We start from the raw sequence: 24,892 nt of genomic DNA, 5'->3' as shown, positions 1-24,892 counted from the left end.
CAATTTTGCCTGCAATATGAAGGTATCTCTCATGAATGCGTTAACCCAAGAACTGGTTGAGCTGCTCACTTTAGAAAAGCTTGAAGAAAATATTTACCGTGGAATTAGCCGTAATTTGGTCGGTAAACGTGTTTTTGGAGGTCAGGTTCTCGGTCAAGCATTACGTGCTGCTTCTTACACAACTGATCGTCCTGCGCATTCTCTGCATGCCTACTTTTTATATGGTGGTGATATTAATGCTCCAATCATCTATGAAGTAGACCGTTTGCGTGATGGCAAAAGCTTTGTCAGCCGTCAAGTTCGGGCAATTCAGCATGGACGAGTTATTTTCTCGGCAATGGTGTCTTTTGCTAACCCTGAAGAAGGCTTGAACTATCAGCATCCAGAACCAGATTACCCAGCTCCTGAAGCGCTAAAATCGGAAAGTGAGTTGAAAGAAGGTATCCTGAATTTTGTACCGGAAAATGTTCGTGCAAGTTTTATGCGTGAGCGTCATGTTGAAATCCGTCCGATTGATCCAGTCAATCCATTTCAACCACAACCGGAAGCGCCTTTTAATGCGCACTATATCCGTACCCATGACCGTATTCCAAAACAGCTGGATGACATTTCATTGCATCAAGCAATTGTAGCGTTTTACTCAGACTTTACTTTGATGACAACAGCTTTAAGACCACATGGCTTAAGTTATATTTCTCCAAGTTTGCAATGTGCCAGTATTGATCATGCGATTTATTTCCATCGCCCACTTCGTGCTGATGAATGGATGCTCTATGACATGGAAGCTACAGTTAGTGCGGCTTCTCGCGGTTTAAACTTTGGCCGTATGTGGCAAAATGGCCAACTCGTATGTAGTACGGTGCAAGAGGGTTTGATGCGTTTACGGGAAATTGAAACTCAATAAATAACGATGAGCCATCTGAAAAGATGGCTTTTTTATTTTTAATTGAAACGATGTGACAAAAAATTGCTCGAATGAAAAGCAAGCTCATGTCATATTTACAAAAGGATTGCCTACTGAAAAAAATAATGTTGATATGAACTTAAATACACAAATTCTGATTGCTGCCATTTTAGGTTTAGCCTTTGGCTTCCTACTTACCATGTATCCGGACACTGCTTTTGTAAAGCACAGTTTATATGGATTAGGCATATTAAGTAGTGTTTTTATTGGGCTACTTAAAATGTTGTTGGTGCCATTAATTTTTAGCTCCATTGTGGTTGGAGTTTCAAATTTGCAGGCAGGTGGACAATTAGGCCCAGTTTGGAAAATCACATTCTTGTGTTGTATCACCACCACCACCTTGGCCTTAATTTTAGGTATTAGCTGTGCTCATTTGTTTGAGGTCGGGCGAGGTGTAGATATTTCAATTTTTCAGGCATCTATGCAAAGCTATCAAACACCAGATAGTTTAAACCCGGCAACTTTCTTCACTAATTTTATTCAAAATACTTTAATTAACCCATTTAAAGCTTTTAGTGACGGGAATGTTTTAGCTGTCGTCGTGTTTGCTCTATTTGTGGGTGTCGCTTTAGTTCATGGTGGCGAACGTTTTAAAAGTATTCGGGTATTGAGTCATCAGTTTTTTGAAATGATGATGATGTTAGTAGGTTGGGTAATGAAATTGGCGCCGTTAGGTATTTTTGCCTTACTCGCTAAATTAATGGCTACCGAAGACATTTCAGTATTAAGCCGATTGGCGGAGTTTGCTGCTGTAGTAACAGGTACTACTATTTTTCATGGCGCTGTTGTTTTACCGCTACTGCTTTGGATTTTTGGTCGTATGAGTCCTTGGACTTTCTTCAAAGGCACACGTACAGCTTTAATTACCGCATTCGCAACGAGCTCTAGCTCTGCCACTATGCCGCTGAGTATGAAATGCGCACAGGAAAACTTGGGTGTTCGTCCTCAAACCGCGGGTTTTGTGATTCCATTGGGTACACAGCTCAACATGGATGGCACAGCTTTATATGAAGCTGCTGCCGCGCTCTTTGTGGCAAATCTAGTTGGACTAGACTTAAACCTGACACAACAAATTGTAGTGTGCCTAACCGCAATGATCGCATCACTTGGAGCACCAGGGATTCCAAGTGCGGGTATGGTTACCATGATTATGGTATTACAGTCTGTGGGTTTACCTGCCGAAGCAATTGCGATTTTACTTCCAATCGATCGTTTACTCGATACGGTAAGAACGGTTGTAAATGTGCAGGGAGATATGATGATTAGTGTGGTAGTAGATCGATATACCAAAGATAAAGATATCATTATCTAATCTCTAATAATCTCTAAATAAAAAAGCAGGATTTATATCCTGCTTTTTTATTTTAAGCTGCTTGTAATTCAGCTCTTTTGGCTGCCGGCGACTGCGATAAATAACTTACCGCATCTTCAGTGCTGCCTTCTTTAACTGGATCATACCACGGCATGAGGTAGTCAATTTGCTGAGCAATAAGCCAGATTGGGTTTGGTAAAACCTGATTATCTTTTCGGCTAATTTTATACCATTCTAGAGCAACCCAAGCTGGGAAAAATCTAGATTTGGCAGCATCAGCAAAACGTGGATCTTGCTTCATAATATGTGCAGCGCCGTCTACCCATAGCCCTAACACAAGCACAATTACTGCAAGACTTAAATAATAGCGCGGGATATAACCGCCTCCTAAATGGCGATATAAATCGAAAGCAACCGTGCGGTGTTCAATTTCTTCTGAACCATGCCATTTCACCAAGTCTACCATTTCTGGATCTGCGCCTAACTCTTCCCAACGTTTGTTATAAAGCGCATATTTACCTAGGACACATGTCATGTGCTCAACTGTCGCGATAACACCTAAACGAAATAAATCCCATTGCTCTTGCAGGAATTGCGGAACTTCTTTGTCAAAAGGCTTATCTGCCAAAGCAGTGGTAAATAGATAATTCATAATGTCCAGATTTCTCTGGATATCAATATTGCGTGCACTTAAATATTCTTTATTGGCAGAAGTGTGTGCGTTTGCATGCATTGCTTCTTGGCGAATAAATGCTTGTACATCCTGTTTAAGTTTTTCATCAGTAATACGAGGTAAAACCTTGTTATAGAGCCGGCAAAACCAGAACTCTCCAGCAGGCAAGATATTGTTAATTTCATTAATAAAATAACTTGCAAATGGTTGGTTTGGAATCCAGTCTACAGGGGTATCTTTCCAGTCAAATTTTACCTTGCGTGGAAGAATTTTATAATCAATAGAAGAACCTAAAGCCTTATTCTTCAAAAAAGATAGCAATTTCATCATTTAGTCCTGATTTTTAACTCGATGAAGTTATGATGAGTATAAAAAAAGCCCCTACATTTGTGTTTAGCAATAGGGGCCAATTGAATATAAATTTAATGAAGAAATTGTATCTGTTTTGACGATTTACTCTTCTGCATCCTCATCGCTTGCTTCTGGGATTGCATCTACGTCAAATTCTGGCTCTTGATTAAGCGTAAAGTGCAGACGTCCAGCCATCACGCTTGCTAGCTCTTCTAAACCTAGTTTGTTTAATGAAGAAAAAAGCTGAATCGAGAAATCAAGCTTCATTTTTTTCAGTTGCTGTTTAACTTCGAGCAAGACTTTGTTCGCTGGACCGCGGTTCAGTTTATCTGCTTTAGTTAAAAGAATATGAACAAATAAATGGCGTGAATAAGCCCACTCTAGCATCATCATGTCAAAGTGCTGTAAAGGGTGGCGAATATCCATGAGTAAAACCAAACCTTGTAAGCTTTTACGATGGATTAGATAGTTTTCTAATTCTTTTTGCCATACACGTTTCATATCTTCTGGTACGGCTGCATAACCATAACCAGGAAGGTCAACTAAGCGTTGATCTGGATTACCTAGGCTGAAAAAGTTAATCATTTGTGTGCGCCCAGGTTTTTTGGAGGCACGTGCAAGCTGTTTCTGGTTTGTTAATGCATTAATTGCGCTAGATTTTCCTGCATTTGAACGTCCGGCAAACGCAATCTCGTAGCCACTATCTTCAACACATAGTGCCAATTTCGGAGCACTCATTAAAAATTCAGCTTGGCGTAACCAGTTTAGAGATTGCACAGCATAAGCTGTAATCGCTGGATCCGGTTTCTTTTCATAACTGATCTTTTGCTTGGGTGCGAGTCTGGCTTTGGTGTCTTTCGATTTTTCACTACGACGCATAAAAAATAACTTTTTAAATGAGAGGGCTCGCGCCTAGTATAAAGGAGCTTGGTTATTCTTGCTAATGTTCAGTAAGCTTGCTTAAAAAGATAAATAGAATTACGGGCTCTAGAGTTGCAAAAAGGCGATAGGGGAATGATCTGAAGCAGATTTTGGCTGTTGTAAAACTTCACCTAACGTATATTGATCTAAACTTTGATAAAAGCTTTCCAAAGCTTGATCAAGAATACCTTTTAAACCGCAATGGGAGCGCAAAACACAAGGCGGTGTATTGCATTCAACAATTTGGTGGTCACCTTGTAAAATTCGGACAATTGTTCCAAGTTTTAAATCTAAAGCTTTTGGATTTAATCGAATTCCACCACCTTTGCCGCGAATGGTAATAATCCACTCTTGTTTACCCATAAAATGGACAACCTTCACAAGATGATTTTGCGAAACATATAAATCTTGAGCGATTTCTGCAATCGTGTACGGCGCATCACTTGGACGAGCGACATACATTAATATTCGCAAAGCATAATCGGTAAATTTATTAAGTTGCATGATCACCAAAAACTAAAGGTTAAGAGGTTGATCATCTTAGCCTGAAAGTCTAAAGAATAAAACTTTCAGGCTAGAGCTTTTTAAGTTACAGCGTTAAAGGAGCTGAAACTTGTACTTGATCACCAACTCTATAGTGCTCAAGCAAAATGTTTGAAACAGAGAACTCTGTATGGTCTTCTTCTGGTTGAACATCAAAATGATAAGTATTGTCCTCTTGAGCCTCTGTGAACTTAAATGCTTTTGGTTGTTCAAGCTGTTGGTTAGGTACTTGAACTTTTACAGAGATAAAAGCATTTGCTGGGCTGGTGAGTACATCTTCATGATCAGTTGCCTTTAAAGTAAAGCGTTTGCCAGACTCAAGTGGGTCAATTTGCGTAATTTCAAATGAACGCCAGCCAGCCCATCCACCTTTCAAGCTTTCAAGTTGTTCATATTTTTGTTTTTCAACACCAATTAAGATATCTGCCAACTGTAAATAAGCTTGTTTCCACGCTTCAATGAGTTCTGATTCAAATGGAACATTTAAAACTTCACTAATTGAATGAAGCAAGTTGTCGCCCACAATTGCATATTGATCTGGCTGAATATCTAAACTGACATGCTTAGTGGTAATGCGTTCAACCGCTTTAGCAAGCACCGTAGGATTCTCAATATTTTCAGCATACGCGAGTACAGCTGCTGCAAGGGCACGAGGTTGGCGCAGGCTGGTCTGATCATCAAGATTAAAAACATTTTTTAATTCTGGGTTGTTATTCAACATACGCTTATAGAAGTATGTAGTTAGAGTAACACCATGTTCACGCAATACAGGTACAGTAGATTTAACGAGTTCAATTTGTTGTGGAGTCATGGCTAGACCTTAATTATCTGGCTATATAAGATGTATTTAAAATACATCTTTAAAATAATTGTAGCAATAGCTTTTTAATAAAAACCTTAAAAAATTTAAGGGATATAAAATCCCCTAAATTAATATACTGATTTAAAAATAAATTTTATTTTCCAAATAATGAGCCGAGTAGCCCCCGTACTAATTTTTGGCCAGTACTACCACCTAAGCTGCGAGCAGCACTTTTTGCAAAAGTTCCGACAATATCTTGAGTAAGTTTAGCTCTTTCACGCGCCGCACGTTCCTCTTCTTTTTGCTGTTCACGTGCTAGACGCTCTTGTTCTTTTGCTTGTTGTTTCGCTAAGGTTTCCTGTTCTTTTGCTTGCTGTTTTGCGAGTTCTGCATCTTGTTTTTGCTGTTCCCGTTCAGCCACTTTGTTTTGGAGCATTTCATAGGCACTATCACGATCTACAGCTTGTTCATAAACCCCGGCAATAATACTTTGCGAAATTAAGGTCTGACGCTCTTCTGGAGTGATAGGCGTAAATGAAGAGTAAGGAGGCATAACCCAACCACGTTCTACAATTTGAGGTGTACCTTGTTCATCTAGACAACTAATCAGTGCTTCACCTACACCGAGCTCGGTAATTGCTTCATCTACTTTAAAATCGGGATTAGAGCGGAATGTGTCTGCTGCTGTTTTTACTGCTTTTTGATCTTTAGGAGTAAAGGCACGTAAAGCATGTTGTACACGGTTGCCGAGTTGCCCTAAAACACTTTCTGGTAAGTCGAGCGGGTTTTGGGTAATAAAATAAATTCCCACACCTTTAGAACGAATTAAACGTACAACTTGTTCAATTTTTTCTTGTAAAGCTTGACTGGCGTTGTCGAATAACAGGTGAGCTTCATCAAAGAAAAACACGAGTTTAGGTTTATCCATATCACCAACTTCTGGAAGCTGTTCAAATAATTCTGAAAGCATCCATAACAGGAAAGTAGCATATAGCTTAGGTGTATTCATGAGCTTGTCAGCCGCAAGAATATTGATATAACCATGCCCATTTGCGTCGGTTTGTATAAAGTCCAGAATATTTAAAGCTGGCTCTCCGAAAAACTGTTCTCCACCTTGGTCGGCAAGAGCAAGGAGATTACGTTGAATAGCGCCTAAGCTGGCTGGAGATAAGTTGCCATATTCGGCTTTAAACTCAGCTGCATGTTCACTTACAAAAGTGATCATGGCTTTTAAATCTTTAAAGTCGACCAGAAGTAACCCTTGGTCGTCTGCAATACGGAATACGGCAGATAAAACACCTTCTTGGGTGTCATTTAAGTTGAGTATACGTGCTAATAAAATTGGTCCAATTTCAGAAATAGTGGTTCGAATAGGGTGGCCTTGCTGGCCAAATAAATCCCAAAAAACAACTGGATTGGCTGCAAATGGAACACTGTCGATCTGTAAAAGCTTTAAGCGTTCATTAAATTTATCCGAAGCTTCACCAGCTTTTGCGAGGCTTGAAACATCACCTTTTGCGTCGGCAAGAAAGACGGGAACGCCGATTCGAGAAAAACTCTCTGCGAGCACCTTTAGGGTGACTGTTTTACCTGTACCGGTCGCACCTGCAATCAGGCCGTGCCGGTTGGCAAATTGGGAAAGTAAAAAAATTTCTTTTGATGTGTCGTTAATATTTTTTGCAATAACAATCGGTGTACCCATATATTTTTATCCCTTAGTGTGAGCCACTATTGATGTTGTCGTTTTACATTTGTTTCAGAGCATTTTCGATATCTTGAATTAAATCTTGTGGATCTTCTAGCCCTATACAGAAGCGAACCAACAAACCTTGTTGTAAATGTGTATTTTCAAGTTTTCTCATCATTTTTAAATCATAAAGCATGACGAGACTCACCGGTCCTCCCCAACTAAAACCAAGTTTGAATAACTTAAGAGCATCACAAAAACGGCGTACTGCTGAAATATCATAATCAGATTTGAACACAACACTCACTAAGCCTGCACTTCTACCTGTTGAGCAAATTTCTTGCCAGTATTGATGACCAGGTGAAGCTTTATCGCTTGGATGTAGAACTTGTGCAAACTGAGATTGTTCTTTTAACCATGTCAGTAGGGTTTTAGCATTATTCGATTGTTGCTCATACCTTAATGACATATGCGCAAGACTACGTTGAATTTGGGCGGTATCATCACCAGATACCGAAATCCCTAAAATGGCATGCATTCGGAACAAACGGTGATGTAACTTCTCATCACGAGTTACCACACTTCCCATTAAAATATCGCCACCACCACTTGGATATTTGGTAAGCGCATGAATGGTTAAATCCACTGATAAATGCTCATCGGAAAAATCAAAAGCATTAAAGGCGAGGCCAGCTCCCCAAGTATTATCTAGTGCAGTTAAAACGCCATGTGCTTTTGCTTTTTTTACTAGCGCTTTGAGATCTGGAAATTCAAGAGTGACAGAACCTGCTGCTTCTAACCATAGCAACTTGGTTTTATCAGAAGGTTGGAAACTTGAGACATCAATCGGGTTATAAACTTGAACATTAATTCCATATTGATCTTTTAAGTAGTTTAGGTGTTCCAGATTCGGACCATATATGTTGTCTGGCACCCAAACTTCGTCACCTGTTGCTAACACAGCAGAATTTACGAGATTAATCGCAGATAACCCGCTTGGAGCAAGTAGGCAGTATAAACCACCCTCAATTTGAGCAATATTGTCGCCTAGTGTAAATGTCGTAGGCGTACCGTGGGTGCCATAACTAAAGTCATAAGGATCGGTCCAGTGACGGTCAAAAAGGTGCGAAGTCGATTTAAAAATAATAGTTGATGCACGAAATAAGGGAGGTTGCACGGTTTCAATAAATTGAGGTGCTTTTCGTGGTGCATGAATGAGTTGGGTTTGGAAATTGTTATGCTTTTTCATGGGGCGCTGTACTTTACATAATGAGATTAGATTAAGAGAAAACTTACTTAACTGCTAGATTTTTGATTATTTCTAAGATGTTTCGTTACTAGTGTAACATTCACTAAAACTTGGCTTTATTTTTGCAAAGATCAAACCAATATTCTAACAACAATAGGTTTAAGCGCATGAAGTCGCATTTACGTGTTCACTATTTTCAACATATTGCTGGCGAAGGTTTTGGAAGCTGCTATTCATTCTTAAAAGCACACCATGCAACGATAACAGCTACAGAGTTTTTTGCACTTCCAGTTGATCTCCCTTTGGAAATAGAAGCATTGCCACACATTGAAGATGTGGATTTGCTACTTATTATGGGGGGAACCATGAGTGTAAATGATGAGGCAAATTATCCATGGTTAAAAATAGAAAAAAGATGGATACGTCGTTATTTGGCGGCGGGAAAGCCTGCGATAGGACTTTGTCTCGGAGGCCAACTTATTGCCAATGCACTAGGAGCCGCCGTTAGTAGAAACCGTTATCAAGAATTGGGATGGTCGACCGTACAAAGGGTGCCGAATTTACCTAAAGAAAGCTTTTTATTACCAGAAAAAATAAATGTAATGCAGTGGCATAGTGAAACTTTTGAGATTCCTAAAGGTGCGATTCATTTAGCAGAGAACTCAGTTTGTCGTAACCAGATGTACCAAATTGGTTCAAATGTTCTTGGTTTTCAATTTCATCCAGAAATGACACCGAAGGTATTAAATCTTCTTTTAGAGAACGAACAAGAGCTTTCTATTTTTAAAGGTGAGTATGTTCAATCTTTAGATGAACTACATCATTGCGACATCCAAAAGTTTGAACAAGGCAATCAACTTTTAAACAGGGCAATAGAGTTCGTGGTCAATCAATAAAAAATATAGAGTTGATGAGAAAAAGGATGAATTGAGCAGAAAATAGAAAAAGAGAATTGCATAAGACTTAAACAATCGTTATAATGAGCGACCCTCAAGAAGAGGGCATTTACTGCGAAGAAAGTAGTAAATGTGCATTACAGTCGTGGCATCGATCACGACCTTGGTGATTATCACTGCCTTTGACACTTACCAGATAGGTGAGATGCGTCAAAGGTGATTCTTTATATATTTGGCTTGGAGTTTACTGGTATGTCTAACCAGAGAATTCGTATCCGTCTTAAGTCTTTTGATCATCGTCTGATTGATCAATCTGCTCAAGAGATCGTAGAAACCGCTAAGCGTACCGGCGCACAAGTGTGTGGTCCAATTCCGATGCCTACTCGCATCGAACGCTTCAACGTTCTTACTTCACCGCACGTTAACAAAGATGCGCGTGACCAGTACGAAATCCGCACCTACAAACGTTTGATCGACATCGTTCAACCTACAGATAAAACTGTTGATGCATTGATGAAGTTAGATCTTGCAGCTGGTGTTGATGTTCAGATCGCTTTGGGTTAAGGCTTTCGGTTAATTAACGATTAGTTAATTAGGCCGCTTTTTTAGAGGTTTATGCACATGGCTATTGGTTTAGTCGGTCGCAAATGTGGTATGACTCGCATCTTTACAGATGCTGGTGTTTCTGTACCTGTTACAGTCATCGAAGTCGATCCAAACCGCATTACGCAAATCAAAACACTTGAAACTGATGGTTATCAAGCTGTTCAAGTAACTACTGGTGAACGTCGCGAGTCTCGCGTAACTAACGCTCAAAAAGGTCACTTCGCTAAAGCGGGTGTTGCTGCTGGTCGTTTAGTTAAAGAGTTTCGTGTTACTGAAGCTGAGCTTGAAGGCCGTGAAGTTGGCGGTACTATTGGCGTTGATTTGTTCACAGTTGGTCAAATTGTTGACGTAACTGGTCAATCAAAAGGTAAAGGTTTCCAAGGTGGTGTTAAACGTTGGAATTTCCGTACCCAAGATGCTACTCACGGTAACTCTGTTTCTCACCGTGTTTTAGGTTCTACAGGTCAAAACCAAACTCCTGGACGCGTGTTCAAAGGCAAAAAAATGGCTGGTCACTTAGGTGATGAACGCGTAACAGTACAAGGTCTTGAAATCGTATCTGTTGACACTGAACGTTCAGTTTTGGTTGTTAAGGGTGCAATTCCTGGTGCAACTGGCGGTGACGTTATCGTACGTCCTACCATCAAGGCCTGAGGGGAAATACCGTGAATTTAAAAACTGTTTCCGGCTCTGCTGTTGAATTGTCTGAAGTAGCTTTCGGACGTGAATTTAACGAAGCTCTTGTACACCAAGTTGTTACTGCTTACTTAGCAGGTGGTCGTCAAGGTACTCGTGCTCACAAATCACGTGCAGACGTTTCTGGCGGTGGTAAAAAACCATTCCGTCAAAAAGGTACTGGTCGCGCTCGTGCGGGTTCTATTCGTAGCCCAATCTGGGTTGGTGGTGGTAAAACTTTTGCTGCTCGTCCACAAGATTGGTCTCAAAAAGTAAACCGTAAAATGTATCGCGGTGCAATGCAATGTATCTTAGCTGAACTTGTTCGCCAAGATCGCCTTGTTTTAGTTGAAGAGTTCGCTGTTGCTGCTCCAAAAACTAAAGAATTGCTTGCAAAACTTAACGATTTAAATGCAGCTCGTGCTTTGATCGTTACAGATGCTGTAGATGAGAACTTATATCTTGCAGCGCGCAACCTTCCACACGTTGATGTGGTAGATGCAACTGCAATCGATCCTGTAAGCTTGATCGCGTTTGATAAAGTTGTGATGTCTGTAGCTGCTGCTAAGAAAATTGAGGTAGAACTCGGATGAACAACGAACGTATCTATCAAGTCCTAAAAGGACCAGTCTTCTCAGAAAAGGCACAAGTTTTAGGTGATACTGCTGGTGTTCAAGTATTTAAAGTAGATATCAATGCTACTAAACTTGAAATCAAAAAAGCAGTTGAAAAACTTTTTGGTGTAGAAGTTGTTAAAGTTAACACAACTATTACTAAAGGTAAGACTAAGCGCTTTGGTCGTACATTAGGACGTCGTTCTGATGTTAAAAAAGCATACGTCACCCTGAAAGCCGGCCAAGATGTTGAAATGGCTGACTTGGGCGATACCGCTGAAAGCGCAGCGGAATAAGGACGAAAATTATGCCGATTCAAAAATGTAAGCCAACGTCTCCAGGACGTCGCTTTGTAGAGAAAGTGGTTCATGACCATCTTCACAAAGGCGCGCCTTATGCACCGTTGGTAGAAGCAAAAAAACGTACTGGTGGTCGTAATAACAACGGTCACATTACTACTCGTCACGTTGGTGGTGGTCATAAGCAACATTACCGTATCGTTGACTTCAAACGTAACAAAGATGGCGTACCTGCTGTTGTAGAACGTATTGAATACGATCCAAACCGTACAGCGCATATTGCATTATTGAAATATGCTGACGGTGAGCGTCGTTATATCATTGCGCCTAAAGGCTTGCGTGCTGGTGATAAAGTACAATCTGGTAACGATGCTCCAATTCGTCCAGGTAACTGTTTACCACTTCGTAACATGCCAATCGGTTCTACACTTCATAACGTTGAACTTAAAATCGGTAAAGGTGCTCAATTAGCACGTTCTGCTGGTGCTTCTGTTCAATTGTTGGGTCGTGATGGTTCTTACGCAATCATTCGTCTTCGTTCAGGCGAAATGCGTAAAGTACACGTTGAATGCCGCGCTGTAATTGGTGAAGTTTCTAACCAAGAAAACAACCTTCGCTCATTAGGTAAAGCTGGTGCTGCACGCTGGCGTGGTGTTCGTCCTACCGTACGTGGTATGGCGATGAACCCGATTGATCACCCACACGGTGGTGGTGAAGGGCGTAACAAAGGTATTCAACCTGTAAGCCCATGGGGTCAAAAAGCTAAAGGGTACAAGACACGTACCAACAAGCGTACGACTAAGATGATTATTCGCGACCGTCGCGTCAAGTAAAGGAATCTGACTAATGCCTCGTTCTCTGAAAAAAGGCCCATTCGTCGATGCGCACTTGTTCGCTAAGGTTGAAGCGGCTGTTGCTAGTAACTCTCGCAAGCCGATCAAAACTTGGTCTCGTCGTTCGATGATCCTTCCAGACTTTGTTGGTTTAACAATTTCTGTTCACAATGGCCGTAACCACGTTCCAGTAATTGTTACTGAGCATATGGTTGGTCATAAACTCGGTGAATTCGCGCCAACTCGTACCTATCGTGGTCACGGTGTTGACAAGAAGTCTAAACGTTAATAGGTGTCATGATGGAAGTAACTGCTAAATTACGCGGTGCCGCTATCTCGGCACAAAAAGCACGTTTGGTTGCGGACTTAATCCGTGGCAAGTCTGTTGCACATGCTTTAAACATCTTGAACTTCAGCAACAAAAAAGCTGCAGTTTTAGTTAAAAAAGCATTGGAATCTGCAATTGCAAACGCTGAACACAATAACAGTTTAGATGTTGACGACCTTAAAGTTTCTACGATTTACGTTGACGAAGGCATGAGCCTTAAACGTATTATGCCACGTGCTAAAGGCCGTGCAGATCGTATTACTAAGCGTACTTGTCACATCACCGTTAAGGTAGGGGTTTGATATGGGTCAGAAGGTTCATCCAATCGGTATCCGCCTAGGTGTTGTGAAACGTCATAACGCTAACTGGTATGCGAATCCGAAACAATACGCTGAATACTTGCTTAAAGATCTTCAAGTTCGTGAGTTTTTAACTAAAAAACTTAAGAATGCGATGGTTAGCAATATTCTTATCGAACGTCCATCAGGTGCTGCTAAAGTAACAATTAGCACAGCTCGTCCTGGTATCGTAATCGGTAAAAAAGGCGAAGACATTGAAAAATTACAGCGCGAACTTACCAACATCATGGGTGTTCCAGCGCAAGTAAGCATCAACGAAATTGATCGCCCAGACTTGGACGCGCGTTTAGTTGCTGAAGCAATCGCTTCTCAATTAGAAAAACGTGTAATGTTCCGTCGTGCTATGAAGCGTGCGGTTCAAAACACTATGCGTGCTGGTGCTAAAGGTATCAAAGTTGAAGTTTCTGGCCGTTTAGGTGGTGCAGAGATCGCTCGTACAGAATGGTATCGTGAAGGTCGTGTACCTTTGCACACTCTTCGTGCGGACATCGACTATGCAACTATGCGTGCTGAAACTACTTACGGTACGATTGGTGTTAAAGTTTGGATTTTCCGTGGTGAGATTTTAGGTGGCATGAAACAAGTCATGAACCCTGCTCCTGCTGAAGAACGTCCAGCTAAACGCGGTCGTGGTCGTGGTGAAGGTCAAGAGCGTCGTGGTCGTCGCGGTGACCGTGCTGCTGACAAGGGAGAATAATCCATGTTGCAACCTAAACGTACCAAATTCCGTAAAGTGCACAAAGGCCGTAACACTGGTCTAGCACATCGTGGTAGTACAGTATCATTTGGTTCGATTGCAATTAAAGCAACTGAGCGTGGTCGTATGACTGCACGTCAGATTGAAGCTGCACGTCGTACCATTAGCCGTCGTATTAAACGTGGTGGTAAAATCTTCATTCGCGTATTCCCGGACAAACCAATTACCGAAAAACCATTAGAAGTTCGTATGGGTAACGGTAAAGGTAACGTGGAATATTGGGTTTGTGAGATCAAACCAGGTAAGATCCTGTACGAAATTGAAGGTGTGAACGAAGACTTGGCACGTGAAGCTTTTGCTTTAGCTGCTGCTAAACTTCCGTTTAAAACCACTATCGTGACTCGGACGGTAATGTAATGAAAACTAAAGATCTACGTGAAAAATCGGTAGAAGAGTTGAAAGCTTTGCTTGATGAGCAACAGCTTAACCAATTCCGTCTTCGTATGGCGAAAGCAACTGGTCAGTTGGGTAAATCGCACGAAGTGCAAGTTGCTCGTAAGACAATTGCTCGTATTAAGACACTCCTTACCGAAAAACAGGGGAACGGACAATGAGTGAAAAAACAGTCCGCACGTTAACCGGCAAAGTAGTAAGCGACAAAATGGACAAATCTATTGTTGTCCTTATCGAACGCCGCGTTCAACACCCGTTGTATGGCAAATCAATTCGCCGTTCAACTAAGTTACACGCTCATGATGAGAACAACGTTGCTAAAATTGGCGATGTTGTAACCATTAAAGAAAGCCGCCCAATTTCTAAAACTAAAGCTTGGACTTTAGTGGAAGTAGTTGAAGCAGCTGCTGAGTAATTCGACGTTCTTGTTGCATCATCGGTCAATTTCGAGTACTCTTTGAGCCTTTCGAAATTGTGACCGGTGATGCTCGGTTTTGGAGTAGGGCAATGATTCAAACCGAAACTATGCTCGACGTAGCAGACAACAGTGGTGCTCGCCGCGTACAATGTATTAAAGTACTTGGTGGTTCACATCGTCGTTATGCTTCTGTTGGCGACATTATTAAAGTTACTGTAAAAGAAGCTATTCCACGCGCACGTGTTAAAAAAGGTGACGTGATGAATGCAGTTGTAGTTCGTACTAAGTTCGGCATTCGTCGTCCAGATGGTTCTGTGATCCGTTTTGATGATAACGCTGCAGTTATTTTGAACAACAACAAAGCTCCGATTGCGACTCGTATCTTCGGACCAGTGACTCGTGAACTTCGTACTGAACAGTTCATGAAAATCATTTCATTGGCTCCTGAAGTTCTATAAGAGGCAATCATGGCTAAGATTAAAAAAGGCGATCAGGTTATCGTGATCGCAGGTAAAGAAAAAGGCAAACAGGGTACTGTTTTGTCTGTTTCTGAAGACCGCGTTAAGGTTGAAGGCCTTAACTTAGTGAAGAAGCATCAAAAGCCGAATCGTGTAACTGGCGCTGAAGGCGGTATCGTTACTCAAGAAGCTTCGCTTCATATCTCAAACGTGGCAATTTTAAATGCTACAACCCAGAAGGCTGACCGTGTTGGTTACCAAGTGATTGATGGCGTGAAAACTCGCGTTTACAAATCAACTGGTGAATCAGTGGCGGTAGCGAAGTAATAGGTTGAAAAGGCAATGGCCAGACTTAAAGCACGTTACAACGACGAACTTAAAGCGAAGTTACAAGAAGAACTTAGCATTAAGAATGTGATGGAAATTCCTCGCATCACAAAAATCACTCTTAACATGGGTGTAGGCGCAGCAGCTACTGATAAGAAATTATTAGACGGCGCTGTAGCTGACATGCAATTAATTGCTGGTCAAAAACCAGTAGTTACTCTTGCACGTAAATCTATCGCTGGTTTCAAAATCCGTGATGGTTGGCCAATTGGTTGTAAAGTTACTTTACGTGGCGACCAAATGTACGAATTCTTGGACCGTTTGATCTCTATCGCAATCCCTCGTATCCGTGACTTCCGTGGTTTCTCAGCGAAATCTTTCGACGGTCGTGGTAACTACTCAATGGGTTTGAAAGAGCAAATCGTTTTCCCTGAAATCGATTTCGACAAGATTGATCGTATTCGTGGTATGGATATTACTATTACTACGACTGCTCGCACCGATGACGAAGGCCGTGCGCTTATGCGTGCATTCGGCTTCCCGTTCAAATAAGAGGTCGATATGGCTAAGAAAGGTATGATTAATCGCGAATTGAAACGCGAAAAAACTGTTGCTAAATACGCTGCAAAACGTGCTGAATTAAAAGCTACTATTGCAAATGTAAATGCGAGCGACGAAGAACGTTTCGAAGCGATGTTAAAGTTACAAGCATTGCCACGTAATGCATCTCCGGTACGTCTTCGTAACCGTTGTGGTTTAACTGGTCGTCCTCATGGTTACTTCCGTAAGTTCGGTTTAAGCCGTAACAAATTACGTGACACAGTAATGCAAGGTGATGTACCAGGCGTTGTTAAGGCAAGCTGGTAAGGAGCGACTAAATGAGTATGCAAGATACCGTTGCCGACATGCTAACACGTGTTCGTAACGCACAAATGGCTAAGAAACAAACTGTTTCTATGCCGTCTTCTAAGTTGAAAGTTGCTATTGCAAACGTACTTCAACAAGAAGGTTATATTTCAAACGTAGAAGTTGCTCAAGAAGAGACAAAATCTACTTTGACTATTACTTTAAAATATTTCGAAGGCAAGCCAGTTATCGAAATGGTTAAGCGCGTAAGCCGTCCAGGCCTTCGCCAATACCGTGGTAAAGATAAACTTCCAAGCGTTAAGCAAGGTTTAGGTATTGCAATTGTTTCTACAAGCAAAGGCATCATGACTGATCGCGCTGCACGTGCTGCGGGCATCGGTGGTGAAGTTATTGCTTTTGTTTCTTAATAGGTGATTCCTCATGTCTCGTGTGGCTAAAGCCCCAGTAACTGTACCAAATGGTGTAACAGTTACTCAGAACGGCCGGCAGGTCGAAGTGAAAGGCAGCAAAGGTACATTGTCTTTCAACCTGCATGCGCTGGTCGAGCTAAAACAGGAAGAAGGTAAACTTCAACTTGCTCCAGCTAAAGAATCGAAAGATGCTTGGATGCAAGCTGGTACTGCTCGCGCTGTATTGAATAACCTTGTTAAAGGTGTTAGCGAAGGCTTCGAACGTAAGTTGCAGCTAGTTGGTGTTGGTTATAAAGCTGCGGTTAAAGGTACAGTTGTAAACCTTAACCTTGGTTACTCACACCCAATTGACTACGCTTTACCTGAAGGTGTAACAGCGGAAACTCCAACTGCTACTGAAATCATTTTGAAATCAGCAAACAAGCAGTTGTTAGGTCAAGTAGCGGCAGAAATCCGTGTATACCGTTCTCCTGAACCATATAAAGGTAAAGGTGTTCGTTATTCGGATGAAGTCATTCTTCGTAAAGAAGCTAAGAAGAAATAAGGCGCGAGGTTCTTATGAACGAAAAGAAACAATCCCGTTTGCGTCGTGCGAAAAGCACACGCTTGCACATCCGTGCATTGGGTGCGACTCGTTTGTGTGTAAACCGCACTCCGCGTCACATCTATGCTCAAGTTATTTCAGCAGATGGTGGCAAAGTTTTAGCGCAAGCTTCAACTTTAGATGCATCTTTACGTAGTGGTACTACTGGTAATATTGAAGCTGCGACGAAAGTTGGTGCTTTAATCGCAGAACGTGCTAAAGCAGCTGGCGTTACTAAAGTTGCATTTGACCGTTCTGGTTTTAAATATCATGGTCGTATCAAAGCCTTGGCTGATGCTGCTCGTGAAGGCGGCTTGGAGTTCTAATCATGGCAAAAGTTGAACAAAACGAAGGTCTCGTTGAAAAGCTGGTTGCCGTTGATCGTGTAGCCAAGGTTGTTAAGGGTGGTCGTATCTTCTCTTTCACAGCATTAACTGTTGTGGGCGATGGTAATGGTCGCGTAGGTTTTGGTCGTGGTAAAGCTCGTGAAGTTCCAGCTGCTATTTCTAAAGCACTTGAAGCTGCACGTCGTAACATGATCACTGTAGACCTTGCTGGTACTACTTTACAACACCCTGTGAATGCTCGTCATGGTGCAAGCCGTGTATACATGCAACCTGCTTCAGAAGGTACTGGCGTAATCGCTGGTGGTGCAATGCGTGCCGTTCTTGAAGCTGCAGGTGTACATAACGTACTTGCTAAATGTTATGGTTCTACTAACGCTGCTAACGTAGTAAACGCAACTTTTAAAGGTTTGCGTGATATGACTTCTCCTGAGAAAGTCGCTGCGAAACGTGGTAAATCAGTAGAAGAAATTCAAGGGTAATCAATCATGAAAACGATTAAAGTTACCCAGACTAAATCTTCTTCACATCGCTTGAAAAATCACAAGCTTTGCTTACAAGGTTTAGGTCTGCGTCGTATTGGTCATACTGTAGAAGTGCAAGATACGCCTTCTAACCGTGGTATGATCAACAAAGTCTACTATATGGTTAGTGTAGAGGAATAAGCCATGACTCTGCGTTTAAATGAGCTTGCACCTGCAGAAGGTGCAAAACGTGAACACCGTCGTTTAGGCCGTGGTATCGGTTCTGGCGTTGGTAAGACTGGTGGTCGTGGTATCAAAGGTCAAAAATCACGTAAAAGTGGTGGCGTTCGTCCAGGTTTCGAAGGCGGTCAAACAGCGATTTATCGTCGTTTACCTAAATTCGGTTTCACTAGCCAAATCGCTTTAAAAACTGCTGAAGTACGTTTGTCTGAGTTAAGTAAAGTGGAAGGCGACATCGTTAGCCTTGAAACTTTAAAAGCTGCGAATGTTGTTCGTCGCGATCAAATTCGCGCTCGTATCGTGCTTTCTGGTGAAATCACTCGTGCATTCACTGTTCAAGGTGTTGCATTGACTAAAGGCGCTAAAGCTGCAATTGAAGCAGCTGGCGGCAAAGTCGAGGAGTAATCTCGAGTGTCTATGTCTCCTAGTTCTTCAGGTCATGTCAACATGATGAAAGGTCAGCCATTTCACGTGAAATATCGTGAAATTATTCGCCGGATGAGTTTTCTAATCGGTGCATTGCTGGTCTTTCGACTAGGAGCGCATATTCCAGTACCAGGCATTAATAATGCTGCGTTAGAAAATTTATTTCATGCAAACCAAGGAACTATTCTTGGGCTATTCAATATGTTTTCTGGCGGTGCTTTAGAGCGAATGTCGATTCTTGCTTTAGGAATCATGCCTTATATTTCTGCATCAATTATTGTGCAGTTAATGTCTACAGTGATTCCTTCTCTCGAAGCCTTGAAAAAGGAAGGGGAGCAAGGTAAACGTAAAATTAATCAATATACGCGTCAGGGTACATTATTACTTGCAGTGGTTCAGGCAGTAGGTATGTGTGCAGGTCTTATTGGACAGGGTATTACTCTATCTAGTGGTCTTGCTTTTTATATACCTGCAGTTACATCACTTGTCGCAGGAACTATGTTCTTAATGTGGCTAGGTGAACAGATCACTGAAAGAGGTATCGGTAATGGTATCTCAATGATTATTTTTGCAGGTATTGTTGCTGGTTTGCCTAAATTAATTATGCAATCAGTATCATCTGTCGATAATGGTCAAACAAGTTTAATTGGTCTTGTTATCTTTGGTCTTTTGTCTCTTGGTGTATTGGCAGCGATTGTGTTTATTGAAAAAGCACAGCGTCGTATTCCAGTAAACTATGCACAGAAGCAGCAAGGGCGTCGTATATTTACAGCTCAGCAAACACATCTACCGTTGAAAATTAATATGGCTGGTGTGATTCCTGCGATTTTTGCGAGTTCTTTACTCTTGTTCCCAGCTAGTTTGGGACAATGGGTAGGAAGTGCAGATCCGAATGCTGGTTTAATTAAACGTAGTTTACAAGATTTAGCTTTAGTATTGTCGCCTGGACAGCCTTTGTATTTGGTGCTCTTTGGTGCGTTAATTATCTTTTTCTGTTACTTTTATACGGCTTTAGTATTTAGCCCTAAGGAAGTATCAGAAAATCTAAAACGCAGCGGAGCTTATGTGCCTGGTATTCGCCCAGGTGAGCAAACTGCTCGTTACTTAGATCATATTCTTAATCGTTTGACGTTTATTGGTGCGATTTATATTACAGTCATTTGTTTGATGCCAATGATTCTACAAAGTTCTTTTGGTATTCCATTCTATTTGGGTGGTACCTCATTACTCATTGTAGTCGTTGTTGTTATGGACTTTATGGCTCAGCTACAAGCGCATTTAACTTCTCATCAATATGACAATCAAACATTAATGAGAAAAACGACTGCTCATCCTAAGGGATAAGCGCACTTAGAGGTTTCATCATGAAAGTACAAGCTTCTGTAAAGAAAATTTGTGGTAGCTGTAAAGTTATCCGTCGTAATGGGGTTATTCGCGTGATTTGTAGCGCAGAACCTCGTCATAAGCAGCGTCAAGGTTAATCTAATCAAGACCTGTTGATTTCAGTAGGCGAATTGGGTTAATATCCGCCCCTCAAGATTTTTGTGGGGCGGTTGATTATCTCTACTGCCTTTTTGGAGAAAAGTGAATGGCTCGTATTGCCGGTGTAAACATTCCGGATAACAAGCATGCTGTTATCTCCCTCACTTACATCTTTGGTATCGGTCGCCACACTGCTAAGAACATCTTAGCTGCAGTTGGTATTACTGAGACTACTAAGATCCGTGAGTTGGACGATGCACAGCTTGATGCGATTCGTGCAGAAGTTGCTAAGGTTCCTACCGAAGGTGACTTACGTCGCGAAATTTCCATGAACATTAAACGTTTAATGGATTTAGGTTGCTATCGTGGCCTTCGTCATCGTCGCAGCTTGCCTGTCCGTGGTCAACGCACCAAAACTAACGCACGTACCCGTAAAGGTCCGCGCAAACCGATTAAAAAGTAAGATTTCTGGAAGCTAAAAGATGGCTAAAGATACTCGCACACGCAAGAAGGTCACTCGTACCGTCTCTGAAGGTGTTGCACACATTCACGCGTCTTTTAATAACACCATTGTTACGATTACCGATCGTCAAGGTAATGCATTGGCTTGGGCCACCTCAGGTGGACAAGGCTTCCGTGGTTCACGTAAATCAACTCCGTTTGCTGCTCAGGTAGCTGCTGAAGTTGCTGGTAAAGCAGCTTTAGATTACGGTTTGAAAAACCTTGACGTCCTTGTAAAAGGTCCTGGTCCAGGTCGTGAGTCTGCGGTTCGTGCATTAGGCGCAGTGGGTTATAAGATTAACAGCATTACCGATGTGACTCCAATTCCTCACAACGGTTGCCGTCCACCTAAAAAACGTCGCGTGTAAGGAGAAACATTCATGGCTCGTTATATTGGTCCAAAATGCAAACTCTCTCGCCGCGAAGGGACAGACCTGCAACTTAAATCTGGCGTTAAACCATTTGACGTCAAAACTAAAAAAGCTAACAAAGCACCTGGTCAACATGGTCAGGCTCGCGGTGGTAAGCAATCTGAGTATTCACTACAATTACGTGAAAAACAAAAAGTCCGTCGTATTTACGGTGTGTTAGAGCGTCAATTTAGTAACTACTATAAAGAAGCAGCTCGTGTTAAAGGCGCAACTGGTGAGAACTTGTTGAAATTGCTTGAAAGCCGTCTTGATAACGTTGTTTATCGCATGGGTTTTGGTTCTACACGTGCAGAAGCTCGTCAGTTAGTAAGTCACCGTAGCATTACTTTGAATGGTCGTCGTGTAAACATCGCATCTATTCAAGTTAAAGCTGGTGATGTAATTGCGGTTCACGAAGGTGCTAAACAACAATTGCGTATTAAAAACGCGATTGAATTGGCTGCTCAACGTGGTATTCCAGCTTGGATCGAAGTTGATCACTCTAAGCTTGAAGGTACGTTTAAAGCTGCACCAGATCGTTCTGATTTACCTGCTGAAATCAACGAAAGCTTGATTGTAGAATTGTATTCTAAATAATCCTTGAGGTAGCAATAATGACGCGTACTGCAAACGAGTTTCTAACTCCGCAAGCGATCAAGGTCGAAGCGGTAAGCGGGACCTCGGCAAAAGTGATTCTGGAACCTTTAGAGCGTGGTTTTGGCCATACTCTAGGTAATGCTTTACGTCGCATTCTATTGTCTTCTTTGCCAGGCGCTGCTGTGGTTGAAGTAGAGATAGAAGGTGTCGAGCACGAGTACAGTACTTTAGAAGGCTTGCAGCAGGACATCGTCGAGCTCTTGCTGAACCTAAAAGGATTGTCTATTAAGCTGTTCGATCAAAATGAAGCTTATTTAACATTAGAAAAACAAGGTCCTGGTGACATTACTGCTGCCGACCTTCGTTTACCTCATAATGTTGAAGTGGTTAACCCAGAACATTTAATTGGTACTTTGAGTGCTACAGGCTCATTAAAAATGCGCTTGAAAGTTTCTCAAGGTCGTGGTTATGAAACATCTGACTCTCGTTTCCCTGAAGGTGAAACACGTCCTGTAGGTCGTTTACAGTTAGATGCTTCTTATAGCCCAATTAAGCGTGTTTCTTACACCGTAGAAAATGCGCGTGTAGAACAACGTACCGATTTAGATAAACTGGTAATCGATCTTGAGACCAACGGTACGGTTGATCCTGAAGAAGCAATCCGCAAAGCGGCAACAATCTTGCAACAACAAATTGCAATTTTTGTTGATCTTCAGAAAGACCAAACTCCTGTTGCTCAAGAACCTCGTGAAGAAGTTGACCCAATCTTGCTTCGCCCAGTAGATGATCTAGAGCTTACTGTTCGTTCTGCTAACTGTTTGAAAGCAGAAAATATTTACTACATTGGTGATCTTGTTCAACGTACTGAAGTTGAGTTGTTAAAAACTCCTAACCTTGGTAAAAAATCGTTAACAGAGATCAAAGATGTTTTGGCATCGAAAGGTTTACAACTCGGTATGCGTCTTGAGAACTGGCCACCAGCTAGTCTTCGTATGGACGACCGTTTTGCCTATCGTAGCCGTTAATTAAGTAGGACTATCACCATGCGTCATCGTAATAGTGGTGTGAAATTAGGCCGTACAAGCAGCCATCGTAAAGCGATGTTCCAAAACTTGGCTAATTCTTTATTTGAACATGAGTTGATCAAAACAACTTTGCCTAAAGCTAAAGAATTACGTCGTGTTGCTGAGCCTTTAATCACTCTAGCAAAAAACGATACTGTAGCAAATCGTCGTTTAGCATTTGCTCGTACTCGTAATGCTGCAACTGTTGGTAAATTATTTACCGTACTCGGCCCTCGTTACAAAGAACGTAACGGCGGTTATCTACGTGTTCTTAAAGCGGGCTTCCGTGCTGGTGATGCAGCACCGATGGCTTACGTTGAGCTTGTAGATCGTGAAGTGAACACTTCAGCTGAATAATTGATATTATTCAAAAAAGACCGGCTTTATGCCGGTCTTTTTTATTTTCCAAAAAACATAAAATTAAAAATTTGTCCCCAAGTGACATAAAAAAACGGATAAACGGTCAAACTTGACATTGTGTATTGTCAAAATTGTGATTTAATAAAGTCATATTCTCAACAATGGGTATAAAAATAAAATGGAAAAGCAAGTTGATGTATTAATCATTGGTGCAGGCATATCAGGAATAGGAGTTGCTGCCCATTTATCTAAAAACTCTCCACAACGTCAGTTTGAAATTTTGGAGCGTCGTGAATCGTTTGGTGGAACTTGGGATCTTTTCCGCTATCCTGGTATCCGTTCTGATTCAGATATGTCTACTTTTGGTTTTAACTTTAAACCATGGCGCAAAGCCAATGTTCTCGCTGATGGTGCCTCTATTAAAGGATATCTAGGGGAAGTGATTGATGAGTTTAATTTAAAAGAAAAAATTCATTTTGGCCATCGTGTCCTTTCTGCGAATTATGATTCTGCCTCGAAAAAGTGGCATGTTATTGTCGAGGACAATAAGAAAAAACAGCAGACTTGGGTTGCTAACTTCGTTGTAGGTTGTACTGGTTATTATAATTATGATCAAGGTTACGCGCCGACTTTCCCAAATCAAGAAGCTTTCAAAGGTCAACTCATTCATCCACAACATTGGCCGGAAAATTTGGATTATAAGGGTAAAAAAGTAGTAATTATTGGTAGTGGGGCTACAGCAATTACTCTGGTGCCTGCAATGTCAAAAGGTGGAGCAGGTCATGTAACGATGTTGCAACGTTCACCAACTTATATTGCTTCTGTTCCGTCTATTGATTTCATCTATGAAAAAACTCGTAGATTTATGTCTGAAGAAGCAGCCTATAAATTTACGCGTGCTCGTAATATTGGTATGCAACGAGCAATTTATGCATTGTCTCAAAAGCATCCTAAAACAGTTCGTCGTTTACTCTTAAAAGCAATTGAAATGCAACTTAAGGGTAAAGTTGATATGAAACATTTTACACCTTCATATAACCCTTGGGATCAGCGTCTATGCGTAGTTCCTGATGGTGATTTATTCAAAATTCTTCGTGAAGGTAAGGCGAGTGTTGAAACTGATCAAATTGAAAAATTTACTGAGACTGGTATTCAATTAAAATCAGGCAAGCACCTTGATGCCGATATTATCGTATCTGCAACAGGTTTGCAGGTTCAAATCATGGGCGGTGTGCAGGCAACTATTGATGGGGAGCCAGTTAAATCATCTGAACACATGCTTTATAACGGCGTGATGCTTAGCGATGTACCAAACATGGCGATGATTATTGGCTATGTAAATGCTTCATGGACATTAAAAGTTGATATTGCAGCAGATTATATCTGCCGTTTATTAAACTACATGGATAAGAATAATTATGATGAAGTCATTCCATCTGGTGATAAGAGTGTGATGGAAGAGGACACAGTCATGGGTAGCTTATCATCTGGTTATATTAGTCGTGCTGCCGACGTGATTCCTAAACAAGGTAAACAAGCACCATGGCAGGTAACCAATAATTATCTTGAAGACCGAAAATCATTAAAAAATGCAAAATTTGATGATGGTGTTCTACGTTTTCATAAGCATTCAGAAGTTACCACACGTAAACCAAAATTAGTGTCTTGATATTCGAAAA

At 41.4% G+C, this 24,892-nt stretch carries 37 protein-coding genes and 2 pseudogenes; 32 read left to right on the top strand and 7 right to left on the bottom strand.

Annotated features, from left to right (window positions below):
• Nucleotides 1–31 precede the first annotated feature (31 nt).
• On the top strand, nt 32–904 hold the full coding sequence (locus tag R5R67_RS13170) for an acyl-CoA thioesterase (RefSeq protein WP_000993136.1): 873 nt from the start codon (nt 32–34) through the stop codon (nt 902–904).
• 106 nt (nt 905–1,010) lie between these two features.
• Nucleotides 1,011–2,276 (top strand): dicarboxylate/amino acid:cation symporter, encoded by a 1,266-nt coding sequence (locus R5R67_RS13165; RefSeq protein WP_002040280.1) that lies wholly within the window; start codon nt 1,011–1,013, stop codon nt 2,274–2,276.
• A 52-nt stretch (nt 2,277–2,328) separates the two neighbouring features.
• Here the strand turns inward: R5R67_RS13165 and R5R67_RS13160 are convergent, their stop codons facing one another.
• The 7 genes and pseudogenes from R5R67_RS13160 to R5R67_RS13130 all read right to left on the bottom strand — a co-directional run bounded on the left by R5R67_RS13160 (nt 2,329) and on the right by R5R67_RS13130 (nt 8,502).
• Nucleotides 2,329–3,279: a metal-dependent hydrolase gene (locus tag R5R67_RS13160; RefSeq protein WP_016653507.1), complete on the bottom strand. Its 951-nt coding sequence runs from the start codon at nt 3,277–3,279 to the stop codon at nt 2,329–2,331.
• 123 nt (nt 3,280–3,402) lie between these two features.
• Complete coding sequence (yihA, locus tag R5R67_RS13155) at nt 3,403–4,179, bottom strand: ribosome biogenesis GTP-binding protein YihA/YsxC (protein WP_001254462.1); 777 nt, start codon at nt 4,177–4,179, stop codon at nt 3,403–3,405.
• 108 nt (nt 4,180–4,287) lie between these two features.
• Nucleotides 4,288–4,725 (bottom strand): RrF2 family transcriptional regulator, encoded by a 438-nt coding sequence (locus R5R67_RS13150; protein ID WP_001176606.1) that lies wholly within the window; start codon nt 4,723–4,725, stop codon nt 4,288–4,290.
• A gap of 85 nt (nt 4,726–4,810) precedes the next feature.
• Nucleotides 4,811–5,575 (bottom strand): globin domain-containing protein, encoded by a 765-nt coding sequence (locus R5R67_RS13145; protein WP_000188888.1) that lies wholly within the window; start codon nt 5,573–5,575, stop codon nt 4,811–4,813.
• 2 nt (nt 5,576–5,577) lie between these two features.
• Nucleotides 5,578–5,699: pseudogene (locus R5R67_RS13140) on the bottom strand (hypothetical protein).
• A 21-nt stretch (nt 5,700–5,720) separates the two neighbouring features.
• Complete coding sequence (locus R5R67_RS13135; protein WP_000537106.1) at nt 5,721–7,268, bottom strand: helicase HerA-like domain-containing protein; 1,548 nt, start codon at nt 7,266–7,268, stop codon at nt 5,721–5,723.
• Between the two features lie 43 nt (nt 7,269–7,311).
• Nucleotides 7,312–8,502: a PLP-dependent transferase gene (locus R5R67_RS13130; RefSeq protein ID WP_000716497.1), complete on the bottom strand. Its 1,191-nt coding sequence runs from the start codon at nt 8,500–8,502 to the stop codon at nt 7,312–7,314.
• A 167-nt stretch (nt 8,503–8,669) separates the two neighbouring features.
• Between R5R67_RS13130 and R5R67_RS13125 the strand changes: the two genes are divergently transcribed.
• The 30 genes and pseudogenes from R5R67_RS13125 to R5R67_RS12980 all read left to right on the top strand — a co-directional run bounded on the left by R5R67_RS13125 (nt 8,670) and on the right by R5R67_RS12980 (nt 24,882).
• Complete coding sequence (locus tag R5R67_RS13125) at nt 8,670–9,398, top strand: type 1 glutamine amidotransferase (RefSeq protein ID WP_000835293.1); 729 nt, start codon at nt 8,670–8,672, stop codon at nt 9,396–9,398.
• Between the two features lie 252 nt (nt 9,399–9,650).
• Entirely contained in the window at nt 9,651–9,962 is a 312-nt protein-coding gene (gene rpsJ, locus R5R67_RS13120) for a 30S ribosomal protein S10 (protein ID WP_000070912.1), read from the top strand.
• A 57-nt stretch (nt 9,963–10,019) separates the two neighbouring features.
• Nucleotides 10,020–10,658 (top strand): 50S ribosomal protein L3, encoded by a 639-nt coding sequence (gene rplC / locus R5R67_RS13115; RefSeq protein WP_001982642.1) that lies wholly within the window; start codon nt 10,020–10,022, stop codon nt 10,656–10,658.
• Between the two features lie 11 nt (nt 10,659–10,669).
• A complete protein-coding gene (gene rplD / locus R5R67_RS13110; RefSeq protein ID WP_001050255.1) occupies nt 10,670–11,272 on the top strand; it encodes a 50S ribosomal protein L4 in 603 nt (200 codons plus the stop codon).
• Nucleotides 11,269–11,589: a 50S ribosomal protein L23 gene (gene rplW, locus R5R67_RS13105; protein WP_001058538.1), complete on the top strand. Its 321-nt coding sequence runs from the start codon at nt 11,269–11,271 to the stop codon at nt 11,587–11,589. The genes rplD and rplW overlap by 4 nt, the downstream gene beginning before the upstream one ends.
• An 11-nt stretch (nt 11,590–11,600) precedes the next feature.
• On the top strand, nt 11,601–12,425 hold the full coding sequence (rplB, locus tag R5R67_RS13100) for a 50S ribosomal protein L2 (RefSeq protein WP_001122317.1): 825 nt from the start codon (nt 11,601–11,603) through the stop codon (nt 12,423–12,425).
• Between the two features lie 13 nt (nt 12,426–12,438).
• Nucleotides 12,439–12,714, top strand: coding sequence for a 30S ribosomal protein S19 (rpsS, locus tag R5R67_RS13095; protein WP_001138119.1), 276 nt, complete (start codon nt 12,439–12,441; stop codon nt 12,712–12,714).
• An 11-nt stretch (nt 12,715–12,725) separates the two neighbouring features.
• Nucleotides 12,726–13,055, top strand: coding sequence for a 50S ribosomal protein L22 (gene rplV, locus R5R67_RS13090; RefSeq protein ID WP_001982638.1), 330 nt, complete (start codon nt 12,726–12,728; stop codon nt 13,053–13,055).
• Between the two features lies 1 nt (nt 13,056).
• Nucleotides 13,057–13,873: pseudogene (gene rpsC, locus R5R67_RS13085) on the top strand (30S ribosomal protein S3).
• The gene (rplP, locus tag R5R67_RS13080; RefSeq protein ID WP_000941215.1) at nt 13,813–14,226 is read left to right on the top strand and encodes a 50S ribosomal protein L16; all 414 of its coding nucleotides are present in this window, start codon (nt 13,813–13,815) and stop codon (nt 14,224–14,226) included. The pseudogene rpsC and the gene rplP overlap by 61 nt, the downstream one beginning before the upstream one ends.
• Nucleotides 14,226–14,423, top strand: a complete 198-nt coding sequence (gene rpmC, locus R5R67_RS13075) for a 50S ribosomal protein L29 (protein ID WP_000849928.1) — start codon at nt 14,226–14,228, stop codon at nt 14,421–14,423. Before rplP ends, rpmC begins: the two co-directional genes overlap by 1 nt.
• Complete coding sequence (gene rpsQ / locus R5R67_RS13070) at nt 14,420–14,677, top strand: 30S ribosomal protein S17 (protein WP_001291845.1); 258 nt, start codon at nt 14,420–14,422, stop codon at nt 14,675–14,677. Before rpmC ends, rpsQ begins: the two co-directional genes overlap by 4 nt.
• A gap of 92 nt (nt 14,678–14,769) precedes the next feature.
• Nucleotides 14,770–15,138 (top strand): 50S ribosomal protein L14, encoded by a 369-nt coding sequence (rplN, locus tag R5R67_RS13065; RefSeq protein WP_001982634.1) that lies wholly within the window; start codon nt 14,770–14,772, stop codon nt 15,136–15,138.
• A gap of 9 nt (nt 15,139–15,147) precedes the next feature.
• Nucleotides 15,148–15,465, top strand: a complete 318-nt coding sequence (gene rplX / locus R5R67_RS13060; protein ID WP_001062685.1) for a 50S ribosomal protein L24 — start codon at nt 15,148–15,150, stop codon at nt 15,463–15,465.
• 15 nt (nt 15,466–15,480) lie between these two features.
• Complete coding sequence (gene rplE, locus R5R67_RS13055) at nt 15,481–16,017, top strand: 50S ribosomal protein L5 (RefSeq protein WP_000113197.1); 537 nt, start codon at nt 15,481–15,483, stop codon at nt 16,015–16,017.
• Nucleotides 16,018–16,026: 9 nt separating this feature from the next.
• On the top strand, nt 16,027–16,332 hold the full coding sequence (gene rpsN / locus R5R67_RS13050; protein WP_001074624.1) for a 30S ribosomal protein S14: 306 nt from the start codon (nt 16,027–16,029) through the stop codon (nt 16,330–16,332).
• Between the two features lie 11 nt (nt 16,333–16,343).
• A complete protein-coding gene (rpsH, locus tag R5R67_RS13045; RefSeq protein ID WP_000062616.1) occupies nt 16,344–16,739 on the top strand; it encodes a 30S ribosomal protein S8 in 396 nt (131 codons plus the stop codon).
• Between the two features lie 13 nt (nt 16,740–16,752).
• Complete coding sequence (rplF, locus tag R5R67_RS13040) at nt 16,753–17,286, top strand: 50S ribosomal protein L6 (protein WP_318754885.1); 534 nt, start codon at nt 16,753–16,755, stop codon at nt 17,284–17,286.
• Nucleotides 17,287–17,300: 14 nt separating this feature from the next.
• Entirely contained in the window at nt 17,301–17,651 is a 351-nt protein-coding gene (rplR, locus tag R5R67_RS13035) for a 50S ribosomal protein L18 (protein ID WP_001003194.1), read from the top strand.
• A gap of 2 nt (nt 17,652–17,653) precedes the next feature.
• Nucleotides 17,654–18,151 (top strand): 30S ribosomal protein S5, encoded by a 498-nt coding sequence (gene rpsE, locus R5R67_RS13030; protein ID WP_001141025.1) that lies wholly within the window; start codon nt 17,654–17,656, stop codon nt 18,149–18,151.
• A gap of 6 nt (nt 18,152–18,157) precedes the next feature.
• Nucleotides 18,158–18,334, top strand: coding sequence for a 50S ribosomal protein L30 (gene rpmD / locus R5R67_RS13025; protein WP_000849088.1), 177 nt, complete (start codon nt 18,158–18,160; stop codon nt 18,332–18,334).
• A gap of 3 nt (nt 18,335–18,337) precedes the next feature.
• Complete coding sequence (gene rplO / locus R5R67_RS13020; RefSeq protein WP_000175340.1) at nt 18,338–18,778, top strand: 50S ribosomal protein L15; 441 nt, start codon at nt 18,338–18,340, stop codon at nt 18,776–18,778.
• A 45-nt stretch (nt 18,779–18,823) separates the two neighbouring features.
• Nucleotides 18,824–20,143 (top strand): preprotein translocase subunit SecY, encoded by a 1,320-nt coding sequence (gene secY, locus R5R67_RS13015; protein WP_002000592.1) that lies wholly within the window; start codon nt 18,824–18,826, stop codon nt 20,141–20,143.
• Nucleotides 20,144–20,163: 20 nt separating this feature from the next.
• Nucleotides 20,164–20,280, top strand: a complete 117-nt coding sequence (rpmJ, locus tag R5R67_RS13010; protein WP_000867907.1) for a 50S ribosomal protein L36 — start codon at nt 20,164–20,166, stop codon at nt 20,278–20,280.
• A gap of 107 nt (nt 20,281–20,387) precedes the next feature.
• Nucleotides 20,388–20,744 (top strand): 30S ribosomal protein S13, encoded by a 357-nt coding sequence (rpsM, locus tag R5R67_RS13005; RefSeq protein ID WP_000090815.1) that lies wholly within the window; start codon nt 20,388–20,390, stop codon nt 20,742–20,744.
• A 19-nt stretch (nt 20,745–20,763) separates the two neighbouring features.
• Nucleotides 20,764–21,150, top strand: a complete 387-nt coding sequence (gene rpsK / locus R5R67_RS13000) for a 30S ribosomal protein S11 (protein WP_001040166.1) — start codon at nt 20,764–20,766, stop codon at nt 21,148–21,150.
• A 12-nt stretch (nt 21,151–21,162) separates the two neighbouring features.
• Complete coding sequence (rpsD, locus tag R5R67_RS12995; RefSeq protein WP_000135204.1) at nt 21,163–21,789, top strand: 30S ribosomal protein S4; 627 nt, start codon at nt 21,163–21,165, stop codon at nt 21,787–21,789.
• Between the two features lie 17 nt (nt 21,790–21,806).
• Complete coding sequence (locus R5R67_RS12990) at nt 21,807–22,814, top strand: DNA-directed RNA polymerase subunit alpha (protein ID WP_000198631.1); 1,008 nt, start codon at nt 21,807–21,809, stop codon at nt 22,812–22,814.
• Nucleotides 22,815–22,832: 18 nt separating this feature from the next.
• Nucleotides 22,833–23,210 (top strand): 50S ribosomal protein L17, encoded by a 378-nt coding sequence (gene rplQ / locus R5R67_RS12985; RefSeq protein ID WP_001216380.1) that lies wholly within the window; start codon nt 22,833–22,835, stop codon nt 23,208–23,210.
• 181 nt (nt 23,211–23,391) lie between these two features.
• The gene (locus R5R67_RS12980) at nt 23,392–24,882 is read left to right on the top strand and encodes a flavin-containing monooxygenase (protein WP_000415138.1); all 1,491 of its coding nucleotides are present in this window, start codon (nt 23,392–23,394) and stop codon (nt 24,880–24,882) included.
• Nucleotides 24,883–24,892 lie beyond the last annotated feature (10 nt).

Origin of the sequence: Acinetobacter sp. OYA S30 (assembly GCF_033599315.1) — a bacterium.
In the GTDB taxonomy this organism is placed as follows: Bacteria; Pseudomonadota; Gammaproteobacteria; order Pseudomonadales; family Moraxellaceae; genus Acinetobacter; species Acinetobacter baumannii.
The sequence above is the reverse complement of the archived record's forward strand: the minus strand, read 5'-3'. Positions and strand labels throughout refer to the sequence as shown.